Origin of the sequence: Alteromonas sp. M12, from assembly GCF_037478005.1 — a bacterium.
GTDB lineage: Bacteria > Pseudomonadota > Gammaproteobacteria > Enterobacterales > Alteromonadaceae > Aliiglaciecola > Aliiglaciecola lipolytica_A.
The window spans coordinates 140,215-164,085 of the sequence record NZ_CP144164.1 but is presented as its reverse complement, the minus strand read 5'-3'; the positions used below and the strand labels follow the sequence as shown (position 1 = coordinate 164,085).

Below are 23,871 nucleotides of genomic sequence, written 5' to 3'. Positions count from 1 at the left end.
TTCCAGATGATTTTTCTATAATTCGTACGATACACTCAATCGCCACGTCATCGGGTCGGCCATAAAACGAGGTTGAATCAAACTAAAGCCAAAGCCGGTAAACGCGTATTTTTCATTACCAAGGTTTTTACCCGATAAAGTGAATTTCCAGCGTTCATAGGCGTAAGCCGCGTAAGCATCGATTAATGTTACTGGCTCTATATGACCAATCTCTGAGTTATCTGCTGTTGAATAATAATCATCACGATGATTAACATTCGTGCCTAACATTAAGGTTCCGTCACCAATGTCTTGTGTATAGTCCAATCCTGCTGCATATTGAAACTCAAACACATTGGTCATTTTGTTGCCGACCAAGCCACCGTTTGACGAAACGCCATTAACACTGACAGCGGTATATTCGCTATCTTGGGAAACACCGTTAGCCCATAAATTCAAATTAGAGGTTAAACGAACATTAAGTTCGACCTCGATACCCTTATGCTCGGCATCGTAATTTTCAGTAATAAATGAACCAAATTCGTCTACAGATTGTTGTTGTAAACTAGAATATTCATTGAAAAATCCGGCGACATTGATACGTAAACGGTTGTTCCACCATTCACTTTTCAAACCCGCTTCATAAGCATCCATCACTTGCATCTCAAAGGGCGTATTAAGACCTTCTGGTGTAGACGCCAAACTATTGTATCCGCCAGCTTTGAAGCCTTCGGTGTAACTTGTGTAAAGCAACAAGTCGTCGTTGGCTTGATAGTTTAAGGCCACTTTAGGCGTGAATTTTTTGAAGGTATCCTCACGGTTTACCGGACTTGTTTCTAGGGTAGCGTCAAGGGATTTTTCATCTCGGGTATAACGGGCACCAACAATCAAACCAAGTTTGTCTGTTAAGTTGACATTAGCCTGACCGAATACCGCATAACTTTTTGTATCTATGTCAAAATCGCCATAGGAAGGGGCGAAGAAAACCGTTGAATTGACAATTTGTTCGCCTGATTCGTTAAAATAATACAAACCGGCAATATAACTTACTCGGTTTTCCCAAGCCTCGCCCTGCAATTGTAACTCTTGGCTAAAACTGTTTTGATCACTGACGGAATCCCGTGAAAATAATTCCACGTAACCATCACCTTCTATGCCTAACAACGCATTTGCCACACCGCCACTGAACCCAGTAGACCAATCATTCTGCAACTTTGACCATGAGGTAACCGATAACAGCTTCATGGAATCACTGATTTGTTTGGTTAGATGGACACTGGTACCATATTGTTTATCTTCAGTTGAGGATTCAAAAGGCGATAAAACCGTATCGAATTCGCCAGAGGTAAAGGGTATTTGGTCGTATTCATTATCAACTTGAAAAGGGTCAAGGGAGGATGCATATAGGCCGTCACTTTCATAATTGGTATAAAAGTACTTCCACCTTGCGGTGTACGTTTCACCTTCATAAAATAAGTCGCCCTGGAAACCTGCGTAGTCTTCTTCACCAACCTCTTTATCTAATGTTGCATTATACTGGCGGCCACCATCGCGCTTGCGCAGCATGCCGGTAATGCCACCGCGCAGCTTTTCGTCTTCACTTAGCGGGCCACTGATACTAAATTTGTCATATATTTCGTTCCAGCTACCAATCCCTACTTCGTTTTTAAAGCGGAATAAATCATCTGGTACCCGAGAAATAATTTTCAGGGCACCTGACGAGCTGTTACGTCCGTAAAGTGTTCCTTGCGGCCCACGAAGTACTTCAATGCGTTCTAGTTCTAGGGATTCAATGAAAGACGCCGCAGATCGAGGTTGATAAACATCATCAATGTAGATACCCACTTCTGGCTCAGAAGTAATAAGTGCACCATCGGTCACCCCTCCACCACGAATAAAAGGCGTAATCCCGGCGCTACCACCAGTAACCCCCTTAATCATGACATTGGGCATAACCTGACTTAGATCTTTTGTATTATCAATTTGTAGTCGTTCAATATCTTCGGGACCCAGTGCGGAAATGGAAACAGGAGAGCTTTGGATACTTTCCTCTTTCCGCTGTGCCGTCACCGTAATCTTTTCTAGGCTTAAATCAGAGGTTTGACTGTCTTGCCCAAAAGCGACACCTGAGGAAGCTAAAACGCCCCCCAAGGCCATCTTAATCATGAGGCTTATGTTCGCTTTTTTCATAGTGCTTTCTCCGAAGTTACATTATTATTAGTAAGATTTTATGTGTATATCTTCTGCTATTTTCTAAACTAAACTTCACCCTTACTCAGACAAGAAGGGGTAAACTCGTATGACTCTGCACTGCAAACACAAGTGCTTGATGTATATAGGATTACAGCTAAACCAATTCAGATATAATCGCGCCAAGATGGATTTAATCTACCGTTAACTCACTCACTTCACTATGACAATTGTCAATATTTGCGCACTAATATTCGGATTTCTTCAACTGCTGAAATAAGCGCTTTTTACTGAATCGGGCAAGTCTGGAAGTCTGTGAACATTTTCGGTTGAGACAAAAGAACGGCCGAAGTAAACCGACATTGATCGCAAACTTATTCACAGGTTGCCTGTGAAAAAAAACGTCTAGGATTAAGAGCATGCTGGCTTAATACTTTTTGTGCATGCTCTAACTTAAAAGCAGGACCAGTGGCATACACATCAGCATTGTGCATTTGGGGTTGCATACCCAACATAACATCTTGCGCTTCACCCAATTGACCAGACCAAGCGGGACAAGCTGAAGACAACGTGCGAATAAATCGAATATCACTATCCATTTGCGCTACATCAAAATAGAAATCTTCTGGCTGTTGACCTTGCCAAATCACGGTAATACTTGCAGCTTGCTTGTCTTTTGCTAAATTTGCATGGGCTTCTAGCATGGCTGTAATAGCAGCAATACCAGCCCCAAACGCTAGAAAGAACAGATCTCGATGGGCAGTGTCACGCAAGAAGTGGGTACCTTTAGGTCCTTCAAGTTTAAGAAGCTCTTTGACTTTGGCTTGATGAAACCAATATTGATGCATAGGATCTAGTTCATTGTGCGCAATGTGTAGTTCTATTTTTTGCTGCTCTACACTCGCTTTACTCAACCAATAGCTGCTTGATAGTCCCTCTGATGTAAATACATCCACGTATTGCCCAGCTAGATACATAAATTTAACTATCAATGGTAGCTGTAAAGTTACCGTTAACATTGTCGGGCTCAACAACTCAATTGCATCAATCGCACAGGGAATCGAACAAACTTTAGGAATGATTACTTGAGTAAGGTTACCGGCATCAATTTCAATATCAGTCAACGCGGTATGGCAACATGAGAGTATCCAATTGTCATCTCTGTCTTGCTGTAAAAGTTGCTCTGCACGATACGCAGAAGTTTCGCCGGAAAGTAATTGCACCTTACAAAAACCACAGCGACCAGACCGGCAACTGTGATTAATCGGATAGCCAGCATTGATACTGGCATCAAGAATTGTTTCGCCACTATTTTGCTGGAAACTAGTTCCATTTTTTATACTAATTTTCATAGTTGCAACTTCATGCAGAAACACATTGTGAAATCAATTAATATTGTGCTGTGGCCATCTGAAACCCCTTCGGCAATCCAGCTTCAGGTGTAAAGCCATACAAATCAACTTCAACAGGTAAACTGTCACGCAGAATTTTTCGAGCTAACAATAAACGCTGATAGTTGATTCCTGTTTTTAACCCCATACCCTCAAGTAGAAAAACCAAGTCTTCAGTGATTATGTTACCTGAAGCACCGGGAGCAAATGGACAGCCGCCGATTCCTGCCATTGAAGAATCTATGGTTTTCAAGCCGACTTCGAGGGCGGTCATCACATTAGCGAGTCCCTGACCACGAGTATTGTGCAAATGAATACCTGTAAGTCTGTCTTTGCCCACTAGATCCCAAATCCCGAGGGTTAATCGCTTCACTTGATTCGGAGTACCGAAGCCTGTGGTATCCGATAAGCCCACTTCGTCACAACCAGCTTCAATTAATTTCTCAGCCATCTCGAAAACTTTAGACTCAGGTACATTTCCTTCTAAAGTGCAACCAAAGGCGGTAGATAATCCACCTTCCAGTATCGGTTTTTGCGGATTATCAGATTGATTAATCAGTTCTCGAATTTTTGCAACTTCTTGAATAACTTGAGCGTGTGTGCGGCGTACATTTTTTAAACTATGGGTTTCAGACACCGACAAAGGAATAGTTATTTTATGTGCACCGGCTTTTATTGCATCTTGAGCTCCCCGATAGTTCGGGACCAACACAGCCACATTTAAGCCCGGAATTGTGCGCGCATGAGCGACTATTTCAGCGGTATCAGCTAACTGAGGAAGAATACTCGCTGGTACGAATGAACCGACTTCAATTTCAGGAATGCCAGCCGCGGCTAACGCACTAACCCAGCGTTTTTTATCATTAGTAGACATAATTGGTTTGATACTTTGCAAACCATCTCGTGGGCCTACTTCACTAATTTCCACATCTATATCTGGATTCATAACATAACACCGACAAAGTAAAGATATAAATATATATCATTCGGTCTTTTTCTTCAAATAAATTAGTCTTGGTTCATTTTAAGCCATTAACAAAGCACAATTTGTGCACCTCAACGAAACTCTAAGAATATGATTTAAATAAATTTATTTAAGTTTAATGTGATTATGTTGGAAGAATCAGTTAGCTTGTTGAACTATGCCTGCAGATGGACACCTAACTTTTCGATTCTAGCTTTATCGCTGGTTTAATCTCTTGAACGCATTGCTTTATTGTTATATTAATAGTACTTTACTAATTAGATTTAGCATGCGACCAATAGATTTATAGTGTCAGGTTGAAACTGAATATTACTAACAAACACGCATACTAGCTCGGTTGAATAGACTTTTTTGGAGACGAAGAGTGAATAGCAGAAGTGATATATCACAGGTTTTAGAAAGCTTAGTAAAATTTGTTGGTCAAGAACACGTTTTAACCGATTCCTATTCTTGTAGTCTCTATGCGCAAGATGTTTTTACTAAAGAAAAACCTGCTATTGCCGTTGTTCAGCCAGGCTCTACTAGCGAATTAGCTGACGTTGTTAAAACAGCTACAGCACACAAATATATCACTATCCCCCGCGGTGGAGGTATGTCGTACACCAGTGGATATGTGCCGCAACAAGACAATTCTATCATTATTGATATGAGTAGAATGTCTAAAGTGCTAGAAATAAATGAACAGGATATGTACGTCACAGTTGAGTGTGGATGTACATGGAAAGCGCTTTATGAAGCATTGAAAGGTACCGGTTTGCGTACTCCATGCTGGGGAACATTGTCAGGAATTTACGCTACAGTAGGTGGCGGGTTATCACAAAATGGTATGTTTTGGGGATCCGGTCACTTTGGAGCTATAGGTGACTCTGTTATCAGTATCGAAGTCGTACTTGCTGACGGTTCAATAGTAGAAACCGGATCAGCAGCTCAAGTCAATGGCACTCCTTTTTTCCGCCATTTTGGACCAGATTTAACTGGTTTATTTGTTGGCGATACTGGCTCGTTAGGATTTAAAACACGGGCAACATTTCGCTTAATGCCCGAATTAACTGCCAGAGAATACATTTCGATGGACTTTAAGAGTTCGGATGATGCATTAACTACGATGAGTGAAATTTCTCGTCGTGGTTTAGCCATGGAATGTTTCGGATTCGATCCGTTTTTGCAAGCGCAGCGCAAACAACGGGAGAGTTTAGCCTCTGATGCTAAAGCACTGGTTGGTTTTATGAAATCAGCAGGGTCTATTGGCCAAGCCATCAAACAAGGATCTAAGATAGCGTTTGCTGGCAGAGGTTTTATGGATGATGTTGATTTTTCAATACATGCATTTATAGAAGAGCGTTCACCACAAGCGGCAAAACAATGTCTTGATGATATCCGCGCCATTGTGAAAAAAAATAACGGTAAAGAGATTGAAAATACGATTCCCAAAATCCTCCGAGCGAACCCTTTTGGTCCAGTAAATAATATGGTCGGCCCAAATGGTGAGCGTTGGGTACCCGTTCATGGTCAATTCCCTCACTCAAAAGTCATCCCTGCGTTTAATGCTGCTGAAGCCATTTTTACTAGTCACAAAGCTGAAATGGAGCGATTGAATATTGGTGTTGGTTATTTATTTGCGGTTATTTCTACCAATGCATTCGTCATTGAGCCGGTATTTTTTTGGCAAGACTGTCTCAACGAATTGCACGAAAAAAGCGTAGAGTCGGCCCATTATAATAAATTGAAAAAGTTTGACGAAAACATCGAAGCCCGTGACGCCGTTACCAAGATAAAAAAAGAAATAGCGGCAAAATTCAGTGAGATGGGTGGTGTGCATTTCCAAATAGGAAAGAGTTATGCCTATAAAGAAGGTCTGAAACCAACAGCTTTACAACTCATTGAACGTATCAAAGGGCTAGTTGATCCCGAGCGACTTGTTAATCCAGGCTCTTTAGGATTATAACTTCCCTTTTATTAGGCTAAATGCAGTGCGCAAGCATCCGCGAAAGGAACAGAATACAATGACAAATAGCGTTAAAATGTTAGATGGAAATGCAATCCCCCAATTGGGTTTGGGTGTATGGCAGGCCAGTAACGAACAGGTTGTAAGCGCCATTCACGCTGCTTTCGATGCGGGTTATCGCTTAATTGACACAGCTTCTGTTTATGAAAATGAAAGTGGTGTTGGCACTGCCATCAAGTCGAGTAATTTAGCCAGAGAAGACATTTTTGTTACCAGCAAGTTATGGAACAAAGATCAGGGTAATGTCCAAAAAGCCCTTGAGAAAAGTTTAACGCTTCTAGAACTAGATTATTTAGATTGTTATCTGATCCATTGGCCCGCACCTTCTTTAGGTCAATATACCAATGCTTGGAAAGAGTTAATTAAAGCGCAACACAGCGGTTTGGTAAAATCCATTGGGGTAAGCAACTTTTTACCTGAACATATCGACACTCTCATCCAGCAAACCGGCGTCACGCCAGTAATAAACCAAATCGAAAAACATCCCCTATTTAGCCAACAATCCATATCTAAATGGTGCACTGAACGGGATATATTGGTCCAAGCATGGAGTCCTTTAGCACAAGGTGGTGAAGGTATTTTTGAGCGTCCAGAAGTGATGGCCATCGCAGCAGCACATCAAAAGTCTCCAGCACAGGTAGTATTGCGTTGGCACATACAGAAAAACACCTTAGTCATACCTAAGTCTGTTACTCCATCTCGTATTGCTGAAAATATTGATGTTTTCGATTTCGTTTTGACTCCGGATGAACTCAAAACAATAGATGCGTTAGATAAAAACCAGCGACTCGGACCAGATCCACTCGACTTCGTTTAAGCAGAACCTAATACCTAAAACACAATGACTAACATTGGAAATAATATGAATAAACATTATCCATGGCTAATCGCCTCTATTGCATGTATCGCGTTACTTGTTAGTAACGGTATGGGCATTTCCGGTTTATCTGTTTTTGATGAATCCCTAATAAAAGAATTCGGATGGAGCCGAGGAGAACTAAAGTTCAGAGATATGGTGACCTTTGCCACTAGTGCTTTATTAGCTCCCTTCGGTGGCATGATAATCGACAAGATAGGTGCTAAACGTGCGTTACTTATGGGTTGGGTATTATTAGCCACAGCTTATTTTTCATATAGCCAAATAGATTCATTGCAAGGATTGTATGTCGTCCACGCATTACTTGGTTTAGTATTGATTCTATGTGGTCTTAATCCTGCGGTTATTTTAGTTTCCAATTGGTTTACCTCAAAACGTGGCGCGGCCATTGGTATTACCTTAGTTGGCACTAGTTTAGGAGGTGTTTTATTCCCTCAATACGGTTTATATATGAACGAATTGTTCGGATGGCGAGAAACCATGCAATGGGCCGTCGCATTTCCTTTAACTATGTTGATTGTAGTCGCGGTTTTAGTAAAAGATCGCCCTTCACAGATGAAGCAGAAAGCCAACCAAACAGCGGAGCAAAGCAAACCTCAACCATTAACAGGTATGAGCTATTTAGACGCACTTCGCACCCGCACTTTTTGGGCACTTACTTTAGTTGCCATGACCACCTTTTATACGGTCTTAGGTGTTCAAGCTCATCTATTCCTATATATGCGTGATTTGGGGTTTGAAACTAGCACTGCCGCAAACGCAATTAGTTTATTTTTTATGTGCGCGTTGATTGGTAAATTTGTTTTTGGCTTTGTCGCTGACCACATACATTTCAAAAAGGTTTTCATTGGTAATATAGCGATAATGTTGACCGGGTCGTTATTATTAGCATTGATGAATAAAGCTGTTTTGTGGGAAGCAATCGTATTGTTCGGCCTAGGCTGGGGCGGCGTGTACACGACCATTCAATTGTCTGCAGTTAATTGTTTTGGATTAAAGTCAGCAGGCAAAATACTTGGAACAATTACCGTATTAGATTGCTTAGGCGGCGGATTAGGTATTTGGCTTACCGGTGTATTTTATGGAATGAACTCAAGCTACGATTTAGCTTTTTGGGTATTCTTTGGACTTATTTTGATAGCCATTCCGTGTATTACCCAAGTAAAAGAAACTGCCTATACTAAATTAAGTAAAACGGCTGCTTAGCCAACGATATTGAGCTAAGGCCTTAACGTATTTTGTTAGGGTCTTGGCGCCCTCCCCCCTCTCTGATTGATTACATCTTTTTCATCCCATTTGGTTTCCCTTAATACAATTTTGCTACTTTTAGACTAGCACCTACCTGCAAACATCTTGGAAAATGCTAATAATATTAAGTATTTACCGCAGTCCAACAGGTTTAGATAAATTAAAACACAAAAATCACTTGGTTTTTGACATTTGTTAAGGCGGCGAAAATTCAAGCTGCTTATGCTGGTAGCACATAAGCACAAAGGTTGCGAGTGTCGGTTAACTTTTAAATGTTACAGGTTATTTAAAAAACACAAAAATCACAAAAATCACAAAAAAACGTTTCATTTTTCGTAAAAGTTAATCGCTGCCTAGATAAACACTAAAAAAGGAATGGTTATGATCAACTCTAAATTACGCAAATACGTGTATATTGCGGGAACCGCATTCGCGTTATCTCCAATTGCTACAACGCTGGTACACGCTCAAGATGCTGGCGCAGAAACTGAGGTTAACAGTAATTCACTGGAAAGAATTACGGTTAGTGCGCGTAAAACAGATGAATCCATTATAGAAGTACCTCTTTCAATCCAAGCATTTACTAGTGCAGATTTAAAAGAGAAAGGGATATCCGACTTAGAAGTTTTAGCTAATTTTGCGCCTAATTTGGATTTCCAAAACGTGGGTAACTCCCAACCAGGCCGATTCAACCCAGGTATTCGTTTCAGGGGAATGGATATCGCCATAACAACGCCTACCAGTCAAACAGGTGGTTTCTTAGTAGATGGTATTTCCATGCTAGGCGGCTCTAGCTCTGTTTCTTTTAGTGATATATCTCAAGTTGAAGTAATACGTGGGCCTCAACCGGTATACTTTGGTCGCGGCACATTTGGTGGTGCGATTAACTATACGACGGTAACACCTTCAAGTGATTTCAGTGCTGGCGTTTCTGCAAATTATAGCCCTACATTTGGTAGCCAAGAACTAGAAGGTTATGTAGAAGGCGAAATTGTTGAAAACATAAATGCACGATTAACTGCCTTTACTCGTAAACAAGGGGCTCCTTTTACAGCCAATGATGGCGGTGATTTAGGTGAAGAAAAAACCACAGGTGTTTCGTTAATAGTGTCATTTACACCAACCGATGACTTAAGCATAAAAACTCGCTTTGCCTATTCCGAAGATGATGACGGTGCAACCGCATCTACCTTTGTTCCTTTCTCTATTTATAACAATGTTTCAGCAGGCGATGCACTTACTATTCCAACGAATAATGGCAGCCTAGATACGGCATTTACTCAGCCTTGGTTAATTGGCTCATTACCAACCATAGATGTAAGCAACAATGCGACCATTTACGATTTGGTTGTAGCTGGCCAGCCGTTATATGGAGAAACCATAGCGGACGGTACATACAACACTTTAGATTTATTAAACCAACGTCCTGCATCAGGTGATACACCAAGCCTAAATAAAATAGGTCTGGCGGGTGAATTAGTATCGTTTTCAATAGATGCTGAATACCTCATATCTGATGACTACACATTCTCATTTTTAGCCGGCTACAATAAAAGAGATACCACGCAAATACGCGATAGCGACCAAACAGACAGCCAAGCTTGGTTAACTGCAACTTGGTTGGAATTAGAGTCTTGGTCAACAGAAGCTCGTTTCACTTTTGATAATGCAGGCAAGTTGCGTTGGATGGTAGGTGTGAGTAAATCAGAAATTGATCAAATGGGTGACGTTGATGGTGGTTGGAATGTATTTAATGGTTACTTCGGTGGTTTATTACTGGGTTATGGATCAAGTTCAATAGATGCTAATAACGTCGCTTCAACAGGTGTTTTTGGTGCCATTGAATATGACTTCAGTGATGAATTTACTGCCGTATTTGAAGGTCGTTACCAAGAAGATACGACAATTACTCGTGGCGGCTTTACCGAAGCAACACTTACTGATCCAGTAGAGCAAGACTACGATGCATTCTTGCCTCGAGTGAGCCTTCAATACAAACCAGATGAAGACACCAATATATTCCTAACCTATGCCGAGGCATTGTTGCCAGGATCATATAACTCACAGCTTGATTCAATTGACCAAGGTGATGCAGCAGCATTCTTGGCAGAAAACCCGAATGTGCAAAAGACCACGGGAGAAGAAAGTTTAACTAGTTATGAATTAGGTTTAAAACAGTCTGTACTAAATGGCAGTGTGTGGTACTCATTGGTGGCTTTTTATCAAGAATGGGAAGGCATGAAATCTTCAGGTCTCTATTCTTTCTTTGGTGCTGAAACAGGCACAGCTTACTTCTTAAACCCTGTTTTAGAGGGCTCTAGTACACAGCAAGGTATCGAGGCTGAAGGACGCTGGCAGATCACTAAAAACCTTAATATGCAATTTGCCTACGGCTATACTGAATCTGAGTATGATAGATACGACAGTAACTCTTTCCGCTCGGTACTTGGACTGCCATATGGCACATTCTTAAAAGCTGACGGTAATACTTTACCTCGTTCACCAAAACACAGTGGAGCGATCGGTGCTAGCTGGAAAGATACCTTAAACAGTGAATGGGACTACTCTGTGCGTGCCGATTTAACCTACAGAGGTAAAACCTATACTGACGAGCTCAACTTGACCACAATTGATTCATATTCATTGTTGAGTCTCTCTTTGGGATTCCAACATGAAGGTGGTATCGATGTAGAACTGTACTGTAAAAACTGCACAGATGAAGATGGATGGGCTACTGGACGTCGTAACACAGACTTCAGTGCTATACCAAACTTCTTCGCTACACAAGGTGCGGTAGTTGACCCCATTATGCCAAGAGAAGTGGGTGTAAAAGTCGCTTACGCATTTTAATTTGTAATTGGTTATTCGAGGGCGCCTAATCTAGGCGCCTTTTTTTATTACATCACTTAACACACTCATTGGCTTAATTATGTTACTAACTCTGACCCGAACTATGCGCTTATTGCATAAAACGACTAAATCTTTAGCCCCCATGCTAGTTTGTAAAATATTGGCTGGCACTATGTTGCTTGGTACGGCAATCACTAGCTATGCAGAAGATTTAAAATCTGTGCCATTTTGGACTGTTCAACAGGGCCATTGGCTTAGTGAAAATACCTACATGGATGGTAAATTTAATACTAAGATAAAACACTACGGCACTATCTTCTCTATTGATGTGAATGCAACAGAGGCCAGTATAACGGAAAGGAAATTCTACCCACCTGGTTATTTTCCAGGTAGCGCCGTTGGGCTCGAAATACCCGAATCAATGGGTGTACAACTGGTGCAAATTAGCAAAGCCCATTCTGTCAATAATCTGCAAGCACCTGGCAGTGTGGTCTTCTCCCCTCTCAATGCCTATAGAGCTGGAACAGAAGACAAAATACAACCAATTACGCAAAATAGTGCTCTTTTTACCTCAACCAATAAATCAACTAAGCAACTCGCTTACCAAATGCTAATCTCTTTACCCAATCCCAATACACGTATTGTGGTTAATTTAGGACTTAATCCAGAAGATAAAATATATGAACTCGGGCCATTGCGGGGCGTTTCTGTATTTTCGGCAGTTCGAATTCAACACGCTGAGATAGAAAAACAACAAAAGTTATTACGCCAGCGCTACAACACCGGTGTTGTGGTGACAACCGATGAGCAAGGAAAATATAAAGCAACATGGTTAGAAACCCAGTAAGTAGCTGTATACCTCCTAGTTTGTAAATGGCAATAAAGCATCAACCAGCACTTACTATTGGCGCACCTTAGTGGATGAATAGCAGGCATTAAAAAAGGCTTTAACATAAAATGTTAAAGCCTTCTGACTATCTGAAGTGACATACCTTAGAAAGGTTTTGTCGCTCCCAAGAAGCCTACACCGGCAATAATGATCCAATATAGATATGCTAAATAGCGAGAGATTCGAATCGAGTTCTCAAGTTCAGCTTCTAAAGCGTCATCTTGTTTTTCAGCTAGTTGTCTGAAAATAGTTGTCCATTGACGCATAACAAATCTTAGGTACAAACCAATACATAGCAAAACAGAAAACAATAAAATCTTTACTGAGAACCAACGCATTCCTTCTACCGCAATAAAAGGACCGTTTCCTGATAGAGAAGAAATAGCACAGATAGCGATTACAGGAATCAATATATAACGTAGCTTTTCGTCTATTTTTGTCAGCATCACACCACGATCCGTTTCCCGGAAGAAAAAAGCCGTCCAACAAAGTGCCAACCAAAGCACAAAAACAGACCAAACTGCTACCAGTGCCCAACCACCATAGGGCTGTATTCCCCAGATATTTCCCATGTGGAAACCAAGGGGAAATAATAATAAAATGCCTGTTCTAGCAAGTATATCTATGCGATATGCGGTTTCTAAATGTCGTTTCCTTTCGTCCATAGATAACTTTCTATTAACGACGTTAAACGAGATTTGGAATACCCCCCACTCACCACCTAACCAGTAAACCATTGCAATAATATGTGCCCATTTTAGAACGGAAAGTTCTACGATACCCATTTGTTAACTCCTCTTTTAAGCTGAGTTTACAATACAGTGAGAATTTGTACCGTCCTTAACAAAAATCAAAATTGCGAAAGAAAACCCAAAAACAGCTCTAAATACTTTTTAAAATTCGAGGGCTATTAATGATTATCTATGACAGATGTCTTATATGACAATTATCAAAGTACCTTGCAGCTAAACAAACTAAACTAATATCAAATTCCATTGTTAGTCGAAAGTTGACTGCATTTTTGCTGATAAGAAGAGAAAACATGATCAATACAATCGTTCAATTAAGTGAAACGCCTGTAGGCGTGCCAAAACCATCTGATTTTAAATTAGCGACAGCTGAAGTAGCTAATTTGCAAAACGATGAGGTGCTGTGCCAGATTATGTATTTGTCGTTAGACCCTTATATGCGCAGTCAAATATCAGGATTACATATTTCCGGTTCGGTATTGCCAGGAACAATGATGAACGGTGAAACAGTAGCTCGTGTCATCGATAGCAAATCTGATGAGTTTAAAAAGGGTGATATCGTACGAGGTTTTGGAGGCTGGCAGCAATATGCAGTTTTACCGGCTAAAGCGCTCACTAAATTGCCTGCAGATGCCTCGTCTTATTCTGCTTATTTATCTGCTTTAGGTTCTACAGGTTTAACAGCTTACGCTGCTTTAATTCTTAAAGGTGCCCCCAAACAAGGTGACACAGTAGTTATTCCAGCAGCAACTGGTGGAGTAGGCTCTACAGCCGCTCAGCTTGCCAAAATTTACGGCTGCAAAGTTATCGGTATTGCCGGTGGCGAAGAAAAATGCCGCTTGGCCATTGAAAAACTGGGCTACGATGCTTGTATTGACCGCAAAAATGAAAATGTCGCAGAGAAATTGAAAGAGCACTGCCCTGACGGTGTCGATATTTATTTAGATTTAGTGGGTGGCGAAACACTAAATATCGTTTCAACTCAATTGGCCATAGGCGCTCGGGTTATTCTGTGTGGCATCATGTCCGAAGTAAATAAAACTGAGCGTTCTGGTGGCCCTATGCCAGCAATGTGGATAAAAAGCCGGGCTACTGTATATGGCTTTGTGGTTTATGATTTTGAAGGACAACGAGCCGAGTTCATCAAAGAGTGTCAAGCATACATCGACGATAAACGATTAATGTTGTTTGAAGAGATTACTACTGGCATTGAAAATGCTCCCGATGCTTTCTGTCGACTAATGAACGGTAAAAATATCGGTAAAGTTATAGTCAAAGTTTCAGAATAGAAGGGGTAGGTCATGACAGCAGTGAAAAGACACTATATTGATTTACCCAATGGCCAAATTCATTTTCTTGTGGCTGGTCAAGGACAGCCTGTTTTCTTATTGCATCAATCGCCAATGAGCAGCGCTGAGTGGGATGACATCATCCCACTACTTGCCAAGGACTTTATGATAATTGCACCAGATATGCCTGGACACGGTCAATCTTATGATCCAGATTATCCGATGCAAATAGAGGATTTTACCGATGTAACCGTACAGTTTATCGAAAAACTCGGATTTGAGTCGGTAATGTTAGTTGGCAATCATTCAGGTGCTGCCCTTGCCACCTCAATTGCCACTCGATATCCAAATAAGGTGTCTAAGTTAATCATTTCCTGCGAAATGTTGGCATCTAAGGAACAAATTCACGCATTTATCGAAGCATTGAAAAAGAAGCCTTTGAGCCGAGAAATTCCTATGGACTCTGAAGGACAGTTCATTGCCGACGCTTGGAAACGCTATCAAATGCTCGCACCTACAAGTTCATTAGAAACCCGTTATAAGCCCTTTATAATTGGCCAGGCTGGACGATTGCGCCCCTACGATATACATCATTGTGTCTTAGAGTGGATGGAAAAAGAAGATTGGATGAGCCGCATTGAATGCCCTACGTTGGTATTCGGGGCAGAAAACGATTTATTTTACTCTGAACAAGAGCTTGAAAAAGCCATAGAGCGCATTAAACAATGTGAAATAACCACCATTAGTAATGCGGGAGCCCTTAGCACTTTTGAAAATCCGCAACAAATGGGTGAAAAGTTTCGGGCTTTTCTGAACCACTAATTATCCCTCAGTTATCGACAGGACTATGAATAGCCCTACTGCCTATTTCGGCTCACCTTTGTGGGCATAGCTAATTCAGTGTCACTAACAAAAAACCTCAGAGGTATTGATGAAAATACAACTGAGGTTTTATCTAAAGCTGATAATAATTAATATCAGCTTATTAGATGATTACTAATTAAGTGTAATACGGGTCTTTCATTGGACCTAGAGACTTAGAACGTACTGGTTGCAATGGCTCTGGCGCTTGTGTTCCAGGATAATCAGGACCCCAGTTTACAGGGTCGCCATGCATTTCCATTTTCGCATTATCAGTATACCAGTCAACTAAGCGACCATCACAACGCAGAAGCCATGTTGTGCCTTCAGGTCCCGCTACAAAGTCACCATGACGAATCAATGGTGGACGGAAGAAGTAAACTCCTGGCCATTGTTTACCAAAGTTAAATTCGAATGTACCTTCAAGCGTATAGGCTTCTTCATAAACTGGGTGATGAGCAAGTGGATGTTCCACCCAACCTGGCTTAGCTTTAATTAAACGAGTATAAAAATCGGTTTTTTCATCACGGAACAATAATTTAATGAACAAACCTGGTACCGGTGTACCACCAGCAGAGAAATCCATAGGGCTACCAATTTCAACAGGAACCCAATCCATCAAATTACTGTGCTTAACAACTAGTTTTTGGTCTTCGCGAACGCCTTCTTTATCTGCACTGGCTTCTTCAAATTCCCAAGTACCAAATTCGCGGAAGTACAAAATTTCTGTACCTGGTTTAACTTCAATTGCCGGACACAATACACCAGGAGGAGTACACCAGTAGCCGCCTTCAATAAGAACTTCATCACCAATTTTCACTTCACCACTGAGGACATACCATTCGGTTTGTGCCACATGAACACCAGCGGGACGAGCCCAGTAGGTGTCGAACAAAATCTTGGCTGATACTGAACCATCTTCTTCGTCATAAGAAAGGTTGCGTTGTCTAGCTTCGCCTTCGGTAGCACCTTTTAATTCTGAAGGATGCCAAATCAAGTCCTTTTCGTCGATCATTTCTACATGAGGTCTCATGATTTCTCCAATTAGTTATAGTTAAAATTATAGTTTTAAAGGGCTACTATTACTTCAGTCCTTTAGTAATTTTGTTCCACTAATTCATTACAATATTAGCGAAACAACGTAAATTTAGAAGTCAACGATTTTGATGCCACAGCTTCTACCATCAAACATCGATTGCAGAGCATCAGGGGCAGATTCCAACCCTTTAAAAACATCTTCTGTCGGTTTGAGTTGACCAGATTTGTACCAGTCAATGAGTTCCTTTTCGGCCGCAGGGAATTGATTAAAGTAGTCCCATACAAAAAAGCCTTCCATCCGCGCTCTTTTGTAAATCACGTTGTAATAATAACGAGGACCTGGCAATGGCGGCTCTTGGTATTCGGTAGAAATCATTCCACAAATTACGGCTCGACCTTTTAGCGCAATATTTTTTAGTGCAAGGTCGAGAATATCGCCACCGACATTATCAAAATAAACATCTATGCCTGTTGGACAATATTGTTTAAATTTAGCGTCAATATCGTCATTTTTATAATCTATCGTTTCGTCAACACCAACAAACTCTTTTAGCCATTGGCACTTATCTTTGCCGCCAGCGATACCGACAACTTTGCAGCCTTTAATTTTAGCAATTTGGCAAACGATTGAACCAACACCACCAGCTGCAGAAGAAACTACAACCGTCTCCCCTTTTTGAGGTTTACCAATATCTAGCAAACCAAAATAGGCAGAAAATGCGGATGAGCCTAAGATACCTAAATGAAGATACTGGGGTTGTTGTGGGTTATCGACTTTTTGTAAGGTTTTAACTAACAATTCACCGATATCGCCACTTTGAACCGAATAGTCTTGCCACCCTGTAGAGCAAGCTACAACATCACCGACTTTATAGTCTTTGTTTTTAGACACTAATATTTCGCCGACACCACGTCCTCGCATGACATCGCCAATCTCAATTGGTTCGTGAAAGCGACTCTCTTCACCCATTAGATAAGCTCGTTGCGCCGGAGAAAAACCCAATGCAGAGGTTTTCACCAAAAATTCACCTTCACCCGGCTCTGGAATCGGTGTTTCTTTCATCTCAAATAGTTCAGAAGTGACTGCTTCACCCTGACGAATATTTCGACTCAAACAAAGTTGCCTATTTAATGTCATTGGTTCGTCCTCAATTGCTTTACAAAGAACCGTTATTTGTATTCAAAGTTTGATAAAGCGAATTCGCTTCAATGAAATAACCGTTCGATTAATCTGTTGACTGTTGATATGGTCTGTTTGCAAAAATGCAGGCTAACTGAATATGCTCCCGCAAATTCAATGTGTCGAAACGTCGAATTATCGTCACTCTTGAGTATTGACCGATAATTTAGGGTAAACCTTTAACGCAGGTCTATCGTAAAAATGTTTTCTGTGAAAGCCCGTATTCGTACAGTAATTGGATAATAGCGTTCAGTCGATGGGTATTAAAATGATAATTGTCAATAAACGAAGAATTAAATCTAATTTTTTCGACAAATTGTAATAAAAAACAATAAAGAAATACTAAACGAATATAAGCATTTTTTGCTAAAGCATTAATTTTAAAGAGATTAACGATCAGATGATTGTTTAATATGCAACGACCAAATGAAAAGGTATAATGACTTACGTATAATTCTTTTGTGAGTTAAACACCGTTTAAAATACACGACAGCTTAAGGAAAGAAATTTGTCTAAGTTAACTATTATTAAAACACTTAAACAGTATAGCCAACACATTGGCTTAGAATGGAATGGACCTACTCCCCTGTATCACAAGTTGTACAGTTTATTGAAAGACCAAATCGTCGATGGCACCATCAGTTACGGGGCTCAATTACCCACAGAGCAAGAGCTGGGTGAAGCTTTTAAATTGTCTAGAATAACTGTAAAGCGGGCCATGGATGAGTTAGCTGCAGAAAAATTAGTGGAACGTCGTCGTGGACGTGGCACTTCGGTTACCTATAAATATAAACCTAAACCAGCCAAATCTCCGTTAGTGGGGTTACTCGAAAATATCGAAACCATGGGTCGACATACGCTATCTCGAACCATCGAAATTTCACAAACTGTACCACCAGCTGATATTCGTGAAGCGCTTGATTTAAAAGATGGTGAAACAGCCTGTCGCTTGCTACGTGTTAGGTTAACAGAAGACGAAAAAGTACCTTATGCATACTACATAAGCTGGACTTTGACGCCAGCGAGTACCTTTAATGCAGAGGCATTAAACAATCACACACGGATCGAATTACTCAGACAAATCGGTATCGATATTTCACGTATTGATCAGATAATTAGTGCAGAGGTGGCTAGTCCCGAAGTTGCTAGGGAGCTCAATATTCGTGAAGGAAGTCCATTGTTAGTACTTGAGCGTCGTTCTTATGATAGCAATGACAAACTCGTCGACATTCTGTATTGCCGATATAACCCGTCTATTTTCCAATATCAAATGACGATGGATTTAGATGGCTATAAAGAAAATGCACAATAGTTCTACATTAGGAATGGTTGTTGCTGACAGCCATTTGAACAAGGTATCGTTAACCACGATATAGTTGTGAAGAGTAGCGCCAAGCTAATCGAAATTAACTTGGCGCTTTTTTACTTTAAGATTTTTTAACAGGTGCTGGGGTTTGTTCGTTAGCGTAATGCTCTAAACTAGACCAGCTAGGCTCTACCCATTTGGTTGGAGCTGAAAAGTACTTAGGATAGTGTTTTTTCGCATAGGCCAAGACCTTTGGAGAAACCATATCCATGTTGTCATAACAGCCCATGATACAATTATAATAAGCATGACCTTCTGCCTGACCCATCAACATCCACGGTAACCATGGGGTAATTCGGTTCCAACTACCAGAAAACAGTAAACTGGTTACTTTAGGATCTGCTAAGTCTTCTTTATCAAATACATATGTGAACATCTCAGAAACGCGATTCATTTCACCTGATGATTCACGTGGCCATTTGTCTGGTTGTAGTGCATTTTTATAAAACAAATGCGTACTATTTTGCAGCATGACTTTATCATCGCCTACTTCAGTCCAAGGTAAAATCATTGGAATGTCAGGCATCTCAACTTTTTTATTCAAACCGCCGTATGAAGGTGGTTTTGGATAGAAGGGGCCAATTTTAAAGTTGAACGGGTCATTGGCGATATGCACCACTTTAACCGTTTCATCAGTATATGGATTTTCCCACTCTTCTAAGACTTCACCGGTTTTTAAATCGGTATAAAAACCAACTTCACGGAGTAATTTTTCATATACGCCAGTTCCAGTGTCTTTCAGTCTTGCAAAAGAGAAACCTTCAAAACCACATAGTTCGCGATTTTTTTCACCTTTTCTAACACCAATAACCGTACCGCGATACCAACCAAACTTCTCTTTACCGAAGTCCATATCACCCATGATTCGCGCCAAGGCGTCACGGTTCCAATAGTTGTCGCTATATTTAAGGGTATCACTATCTTTGGGCAATTTAGCTTTTACACTCGGATCTATAGTAATGGCTTGAGCTCTGCCAACGGCCAAACCAAGACCAGCAGTTGCTACACCAGCGCCAATAAGATTCTTTGCTGTTTTGCTTAAAAATTCTCGACGAGAATTACTCTCTTCGATTTCATTGTCTTTCTTATCACTTTGCATATTTATCTCCGCATTTAATAATTAAGTCGCTTCTGCCAACAAACTTCATAATCTAGAGTGAAGTTCTGATCACGCTTTCAAGCATTGATCTGGTTATTTGTTACTTAAGTGCCTTGCTTCACACAATACTGACCTGCCCTCGCCGTAAGGTTTAATCGCCTCAGCGGCAGAACAGATTGGATATTTACTCACCTAAATGATTTTGAGTTAATCAATCTTGCCACTAGCGATATCATCAATAACTTGATCAAATCGACTTTTACTATCTCTGGCTTTTAGTTCAGCAGATTCTTGATTCATAACACTGAAAAGATTACCTAGGAACACCTGACGCCTAGCTTCACGCTGTTCAAGTGTGGCTTGATCTGGTGTGTATTTCTCAACATCATCAGCACTAATCTGGTTCTTTTCTATGGCTAGCTTTTCCAAGGTATCAAGACGATCCCTTGTAGCTGAAAGTTCTTGTGCAAGAACCATCACCATATGCATTAAATAGTCAGATTCTGGAGCTGCGTAAAAATTTGGGCGTTTGCCTTTAATAATTTTATTTTGATTCATGTTTTCACCTTTTAGACTTTATTATTGGGTCGTGTGTAGAGTTAACGTTAGACAGCTTTTTGTGCTATCAACACTTCCCAACCACCACCAGGTGCATACTCTCCAGCCGTAAACTCTCGATCCGCCAACTCCTGCGCTTTTTCTTCAGAATAGGACTCACTTTGCGCCATTAATTCCATAATAGCCATTGGTGCTGTATCAAACTTAATGTCTTCTCGCTTAAATCCAGCTTCAACTGCTGTAGCAATTTGATCGGTATTTCGCATAGCCGTCCAAAACGGCTCGTTGTTGTACCAAGTTTCGTTATCTAAGATAAGTTGAGTGTAAACGTCCATATCATCAAATGGCGGTAAATCAGCGTGGATCATAATTCCACCAGGCTTAAGCAAACGCATACATTCTTTGAATATCTTAGGCATGGCATTTTTGGAAGTTTCATGCAGTAAAATGTGAGAGACAATCAAGTCAAAACTCTCATCTGGATAATCGGTTTTTTCAGCATTAGCAAGCTTAAAATGAACCGGCAATCCTAACCCTTCAGCACGGTAATGGCCGTAGGTGACACAGGCTTCAGATACATCAATAGCGTGTACTTCAGCCTCTGGAAATAATTCAGCAAAAGGTAATGTTGAGTGACCAATTGTGCAGCCCATATCCAAAATACTTGTGGGGTTAAAGTCTGGATAATTACGCTTTATATAGTTACAAACCGACCTTCCCATGTCGTCATTGTTTGGGCCCATATAACCTAGGGCGTAAATATAAACGCCTCTGTCATACAGTGCGCCACTATATAACTTGCTTACATCTTTAGGTCCACAATATCCCCCAGGCATACAATGAATATCCAATTCAGAAATATATTTAGGAACAACGAAACCTTCATCAATTTTTAACGAACCGCCCGCTTTGGGTAAATTTTTCGCTTTCTCTTCTAAGTCATCCATTCTCTGTTCAATGCCATCAATTACTGAAAACCACTGTAATTCTTGACTGGAGCGATTCACGCTTAAATAGGTTTTAAAAATGGGGTCATCGGCGAAAGCTTGTCTTGCTTCTTTGAAATCTTGAGGATCACGCTTATGGGTTTTGTTAAATTTTGCGGTAGCGCGAGTTTGATAGGTATTTTGTACCAAAGGTAATATGTCTTGCTGGATATACCCCTTTAAACTTTTCACAAACTCTTGACGAGCACGATCGTCGGCATCACCAACAACCAGCATTGGATGTTCATTCTGTTGAAATGTATTCAGTAAATTCGATGACATAATTTTTCTTCCACATGTCTAATGTTTAAATATATTGGTATCAAAGCAAATGCCGTGATTGAAAATTTATTGTAAATTGACCCAACTTTAAGATGACGCACACTTGTTCCAATCGAGTTAGACAAATAAAAGTCTGTTAAGCATCAAATGAACAAACTGATAAAATCAAGTAATAAACTAAAGTGATGCAAAGTACGCTGCTAGATCCGTTATTTCTTTGTCATTTAACGGCTTTGCTAACAAGTTCATCATCGGATCTTTACGTTCACCACTACGAAAAAGTTTTAGTTGATTTTCCATGTATGGACCGTGCTGACCTGCTAAATTCGGCCAAATAGGGCCATAACTAATACCAGCACTGCCATGACAACCAACACACCCATCTTTAATTGCGAGCTTTTTTCCAGCTTCGACATCACCAGCTAAGGCGTCTAAAGAGGGGACTAACGCAATCAATAACACTAGGATGACTTTAAATTTTATCTGCATATCAAACTCCAACATTTACTCATTCGGTATTCATTATTTTCTAAAAATCGAAATTGGTTTATACCAAACGAGATAAAATCTCCTGCGTGACGCGCTCACTTGATTCAAGCGCACCTTCCATACCTGATGACCACTGAGCAGTATGCTCGCCTGCAAAGTGGAGGTTGCCAGCCGGTTTAGCCATAGATTCGCTATAACGACTAACCTGACCAGGATGCCAAACGGCAAAAGAACCTTTTGACATAGGCTGTTGCTGCCAAGAATTCACTTTAACGAACCGCACTGATCCTTTTGCCTCAGGTAATGCTCTGTAAAATTCTTTTTGGATTAATGCGCTGGCTTCAGAAATCGACATTTTGTCTAAGGCCTCAACGGATTGACCATTTATCCAAACCGTAAGGTTGGTGATACGCCCCACCTGACTAGGGTCGGTTGCCATAACACGCTCAATGACAGTGTCAGCCCATACATTTGGTAATATGCCTGAGCCTTCCCAGAACGGTTTTTCAACTTCGAAATAGGCTTGATACACCTGACTGTAAACAAGCTTATTAATTGCTTCATTTTGCAGGGCTGGTAGACCAGGAATAGATACGTCTCGCAATGTAGAAAACGGTAAAGAGCTAATCACATAACTTGCTTGATGTTGGGAGCCATCGGCACAAGTCACATGCATTTTATTGCCTTTTTGAACAATCGATGTAACCACTTTATTCTTTAAAACTGGAGCTTTAATTGCTTTCGCCATAGCTTCAGGTAAACGCTGATTGCCATTTGCAACCATTCTCACACCACCGGGAGTTTGCATTGATTGATACAGTAATCTGTTAGTCCGATGTTGAAATAGTAATGAAGTATCTTCTAAGGTACGGCCGTAGTTATTAGTGCGTCCGATAATATCAATGGCTTCGGGAGAAAAACCTTTTTCAGCTAATAGGTTAGCCACCGGAACATCCAATCCAAAATTAGCTTTTTTGAGCCAATCATCAGGAGAACTTAAAGGCGGTCTTCCCAATACAGTTAACAACGCTCTATCTGGCGGTAATGAACGGTACTTTTCGGGAAAAGGATTATATTTTGAGGTTGGCCAATCAGTTGGCAAGACTCTTTGACCTTTGACAAAGAAAGTTTGTCTTATAGGCTCGTTGCCTAACATAAAGTCGACTTGATTTAATGGAACGCCAAGACGCAGAGCTGTGTATAAAGTACGTCCATAATTAGAACCAATTGTTTGACCACCAGCCTCTGGTTTGCCCGGCACATCATCTAAGGTGAATAAGCGACCACCAATTCTATCCCGGCCTTCTAAAACAGTGACGGATAGTCCCGCTTGCTCTAACAAATGGGCAGAATTCAAACCTGATAAACCTGCTCCAATGATTAGAACATCGGTTTTTCCATTTCCCCATGAAAGCGGCGGAAACATCGCGGCTCCAGCCAATGTGGCAGTGGATTGGAGAAATCGTCTTCGGTTCAACTTCATATTAAATATCCTATATATGATTGGAGCGTGCTAATTGGTTTTTCAACATAGTTAGCTTGAGCCTATCCCAGGGTTTT

Annotated in this window: 19 protein-coding genes; 8 read left to right on the top strand and 11 right to left on the bottom strand. The window is 40.8% G+C overall.

Going from position 1 to position 23,871, the window contains the following annotated elements:
• Positions 1-15: 15 nt before the first annotated feature.
• From VUI23_RS00705 to VUI23_RS00695, 3 genes are all read right to left on the bottom strand, one after another.
• A complete protein-coding gene (locus VUI23_RS00705) occupies positions 16-2,169 on the bottom strand; it encodes a TonB-dependent receptor (RefSeq protein ID WP_342806227.1) in 2,154 nt (717 codons plus the stop codon).
• Positions 2,170-2,543: 374 nt separating this feature from the next.
• Positions 2,544-3,521, bottom strand: a complete 978-nt coding sequence (locus VUI23_RS00700) for a 2Fe-2S iron-sulfur cluster-binding protein (RefSeq protein WP_342806225.1) — start codon at positions 3,519-3,521, stop codon at positions 2,544-2,546.
• A gap of 37 nt (positions 3,522-3,558) precedes the next feature.
• Entirely contained in the window at positions 3,559-4,506 is a 948-nt protein-coding gene (locus VUI23_RS00695; protein ID WP_342806223.1) for a hydroxymethylglutaryl-CoA lyase, read from the bottom strand.
• 403 nt (positions 4,507-4,909) lie between these two features.
• On the opposite strand from VUI23_RS00695, the gene VUI23_RS00690 reads away from it, so the two are divergent.
• From VUI23_RS00690 to VUI23_RS00670, 5 genes are all read left to right on the top strand, one after another.
• On the top strand, positions 4,910-6,490 hold the full coding sequence (locus VUI23_RS00690; protein WP_342806221.1) for an FAD-binding oxidoreductase: 1,581 nt from the start codon (positions 4,910-4,912) through the stop codon (positions 6,488-6,490).
• A gap of 58 nt (positions 6,491-6,548) precedes the next feature.
• Positions 6,549-7,367, top strand: a complete 819-nt coding sequence (locus tag VUI23_RS00685) for an aldo/keto reductase (RefSeq protein ID WP_342806219.1) — start codon at positions 6,549-6,551, stop codon at positions 7,365-7,367.
• 45 nt (positions 7,368-7,412) lie between these two features.
• Positions 7,413-8,633: an MFS transporter gene (locus VUI23_RS00680; RefSeq protein ID WP_342806217.1), complete on the top strand. Its 1,221-nt coding sequence runs from the start codon at positions 7,413-7,415 to the stop codon at positions 8,631-8,633.
• Between the two features lie 423 nt (positions 8,634-9,056).
• Positions 9,057-11,525 (top strand): TonB-dependent receptor, encoded by a 2,469-nt coding sequence (locus tag VUI23_RS00675; protein WP_342806215.1) that lies wholly within the window; start codon positions 9,057-9,059, stop codon positions 11,523-11,525.
• Positions 11,526-11,604: 79 nt separating this feature from the next.
• A complete protein-coding gene (locus tag VUI23_RS00670; protein ID WP_342806213.1) occupies positions 11,605-12,372 on the top strand; it encodes a hypothetical protein in 768 nt (255 codons plus the stop codon).
• Positions 12,373-12,518: 146 nt separating this feature from the next.
• Here VUI23_RS00670 and VUI23_RS00665 read toward each other — a convergent pair whose 3' ends face one another.
• Entirely contained in the window at positions 12,519-13,199 is a 681-nt protein-coding gene (locus VUI23_RS00665) for a hypothetical protein (RefSeq protein ID WP_342806211.1), read from the bottom strand.
• A 257-nt stretch (positions 13,200-13,456) separates the two neighbouring features.
• Here VUI23_RS00665 and VUI23_RS00660 point away from each other — a divergent pair, with 257 nt between their 5' ends.
• Both VUI23_RS00660 and VUI23_RS00655 read left to right on the top strand, forming a co-directional pair.
• Positions 13,457-14,452: an NADP-dependent oxidoreductase gene (locus tag VUI23_RS00660; protein WP_342806209.1), complete on the top strand. Its 996-nt coding sequence runs from the start codon at positions 13,457-13,459 to the stop codon at positions 14,450-14,452.
• A 12-nt stretch (positions 14,453-14,464) separates the two neighbouring features.
• Complete coding sequence (locus VUI23_RS00655) at positions 14,465-15,274, top strand: alpha/beta hydrolase (protein ID WP_342806207.1); 810 nt, start codon at positions 14,465-14,467, stop codon at positions 15,272-15,274.
• A 178-nt stretch (positions 15,275-15,452) separates the two neighbouring features.
• Here the strand turns inward: VUI23_RS00655 and VUI23_RS00650 are convergent, their stop codons facing one another.
• On the bottom strand, positions 15,453-16,346 hold the full coding sequence (locus VUI23_RS00650) for a DUF4437 domain-containing protein (RefSeq protein WP_342806205.1): 894 nt from the start codon (positions 16,344-16,346) through the stop codon (positions 15,453-15,455).
• Between the two features lie 114 nt (positions 16,347-16,460).
• The gene (locus tag VUI23_RS00645; RefSeq protein ID WP_342806203.1) at positions 16,461-17,489 is read right to left on the bottom strand and encodes an NADP-dependent oxidoreductase; all 1,029 of its coding nucleotides are present in this window, start codon (positions 17,487-17,489) and stop codon (positions 16,461-16,463) included.
• Positions 17,490-18,039: 550 nt separating this feature from the next.
• On the opposite strand from VUI23_RS00645, the gene VUI23_RS00640 reads away from it, so the two are divergent.
• Positions 18,040-18,843, top strand: coding sequence for a GntR family transcriptional regulator (locus VUI23_RS00640; protein ID WP_252729301.1), 804 nt, complete (start codon positions 18,040-18,042; stop codon positions 18,841-18,843).
• 115 nt (positions 18,844-18,958) lie between these two features.
• Here VUI23_RS00640 and VUI23_RS00635 read toward each other — a convergent pair whose 3' ends face one another.
• From VUI23_RS00635 to VUI23_RS00615, 5 genes are all read right to left on the bottom strand, one after another.
• Positions 18,959-19,996 (bottom strand): DUF1838 family protein, encoded by a 1,038-nt coding sequence (locus tag VUI23_RS00635; RefSeq protein ID WP_216049320.1) that lies wholly within the window; start codon positions 19,994-19,996, stop codon positions 18,959-18,961.
• Between the two features lie 207 nt (positions 19,997-20,203).
• The gene (locus VUI23_RS00630) at positions 20,204-20,554 is read right to left on the bottom strand and encodes a hypothetical protein (protein ID WP_216049321.1); all 351 of its coding nucleotides are present in this window, start codon (positions 20,552-20,554) and stop codon (positions 20,204-20,206) included.
• A 47-nt stretch (positions 20,555-20,601) separates the two neighbouring features.
• Positions 20,602-21,822: a class I SAM-dependent methyltransferase gene (locus VUI23_RS00625; RefSeq protein WP_342806201.1), complete on the bottom strand. Its 1,221-nt coding sequence runs from the start codon at positions 21,820-21,822 to the stop codon at positions 20,602-20,604.
• A 177-nt stretch (positions 21,823-21,999) separates the two neighbouring features.
• Positions 22,000-22,311, bottom strand: a complete 312-nt coding sequence (locus tag VUI23_RS00620; protein ID WP_216049323.1) for a cytochrome c — start codon at positions 22,309-22,311, stop codon at positions 22,000-22,002.
• Between the two features lie 58 nt (positions 22,312-22,369).
• Positions 22,370-23,794 (bottom strand): FAD-dependent oxidoreductase, encoded by a 1,425-nt coding sequence (locus tag VUI23_RS00615; protein ID WP_342806199.1) that lies wholly within the window; start codon positions 23,792-23,794, stop codon positions 22,370-22,372.
• Between the last annotated feature and the right edge of the window lie 77 nt (positions 23,795-23,871).

Excerpts from the sequence above, each read along its gene's own strand:
- VUI23_RS00705 (WP_342806227.1), bottom strand. The coding sequence starts at position 2,169 with ATGAAAAAAGCGAACATAAGCCTCATGATTAAGATGGCCTTGGGGGGC.
- VUI23_RS00700 (WP_342806225.1), bottom strand. The coding sequence starts at position 3,521 with ATGAAAATTAGTATAAAAAATGGAACTAGTTTCCAGCAAAATAGTGGC.
- VUI23_RS00695 (WP_342806223.1), bottom strand. The coding sequence starts at position 4,506 with ATGAATCCAGATATAGATGTGGAAATTAGTGAAGTAGGCCCACGAGAT.
- VUI23_RS00685 (WP_342806219.1), top strand. The coding sequence starts at position 6,549 with ATGACAAATAGCGTTAAAATGTTAGATGGAAATGCAATCCCCCAATTG.
- VUI23_RS00680 (WP_342806217.1), top strand. The coding sequence starts at position 7,413 with ATGAATAAACATTATCCATGGCTAATCGCCTCTATTGCATGTATCGCG.
- VUI23_RS00675 (WP_342806215.1), top strand. The coding sequence starts at position 9,057 with ATGATCAACTCTAAATTACGCAAATACGTGTATATTGCGGGAACCGCA.
- VUI23_RS00670 (WP_342806213.1), top strand. The coding sequence starts at position 11,605 with ATGTTACTAACTCTGACCCGAACTATGCGCTTATTGCATAAAACGACT.
- VUI23_RS00665 (WP_342806211.1), bottom strand. The coding sequence starts at position 13,199 with ATGGGTATCGTAGAACTTTCCGTTCTAAAATGGGCACATATTATTGCA.
- VUI23_RS00660 (WP_342806209.1), top strand. The coding sequence starts at position 13,457 with ATGATCAATACAATCGTTCAATTAAGTGAAACGCCTGTAGGCGTGCCA.
- VUI23_RS00655 (WP_342806207.1), top strand. The coding sequence starts at position 14,465 with ATGACAGCAGTGAAAAGACACTATATTGATTTACCCAATGGCCAAATT.
- VUI23_RS00650 (WP_342806205.1), bottom strand. The coding sequence starts at position 16,346 with ATGAGACCTCATGTAGAAATGATCGACGAAAAGGACTTGATTTGGCAT.
- VUI23_RS00645 (WP_342806203.1), bottom strand. The coding sequence starts at position 17,489 with ATGACATTAAATAGGCAACTTTGTTTGAGTCGAAATATTCGTCAGGGT.
- VUI23_RS00635 (WP_216049320.1), bottom strand. The coding sequence starts at position 19,996 with ATGCAAAGTGATAAGAAAGACAATGAAATCGAAGAGAGTAATTCTCGT.
- VUI23_RS00630 (WP_216049321.1), bottom strand. The coding sequence starts at position 20,554 with ATGAATCAAAATAAAATTATTAAAGGCAAACGCCCAAATTTTTACGCA.
- VUI23_RS00625 (WP_342806201.1), bottom strand. The coding sequence starts at position 21,822 with ATGTCATCGAATTTACTGAATACATTTCAACAGAATGAACATCCAATG.
- VUI23_RS00620 (WP_216049323.1), bottom strand. The coding sequence starts at position 22,311 with ATGCAGATAAAATTTAAAGTCATCCTAGTGTTATTGATTGCGTTAGTC.
- VUI23_RS00615 (WP_342806199.1), bottom strand. The coding sequence starts at position 23,794 with ATGAAGTTGAACCGAAGACGATTTCTCCAATCCACTGCCACATTGGCT.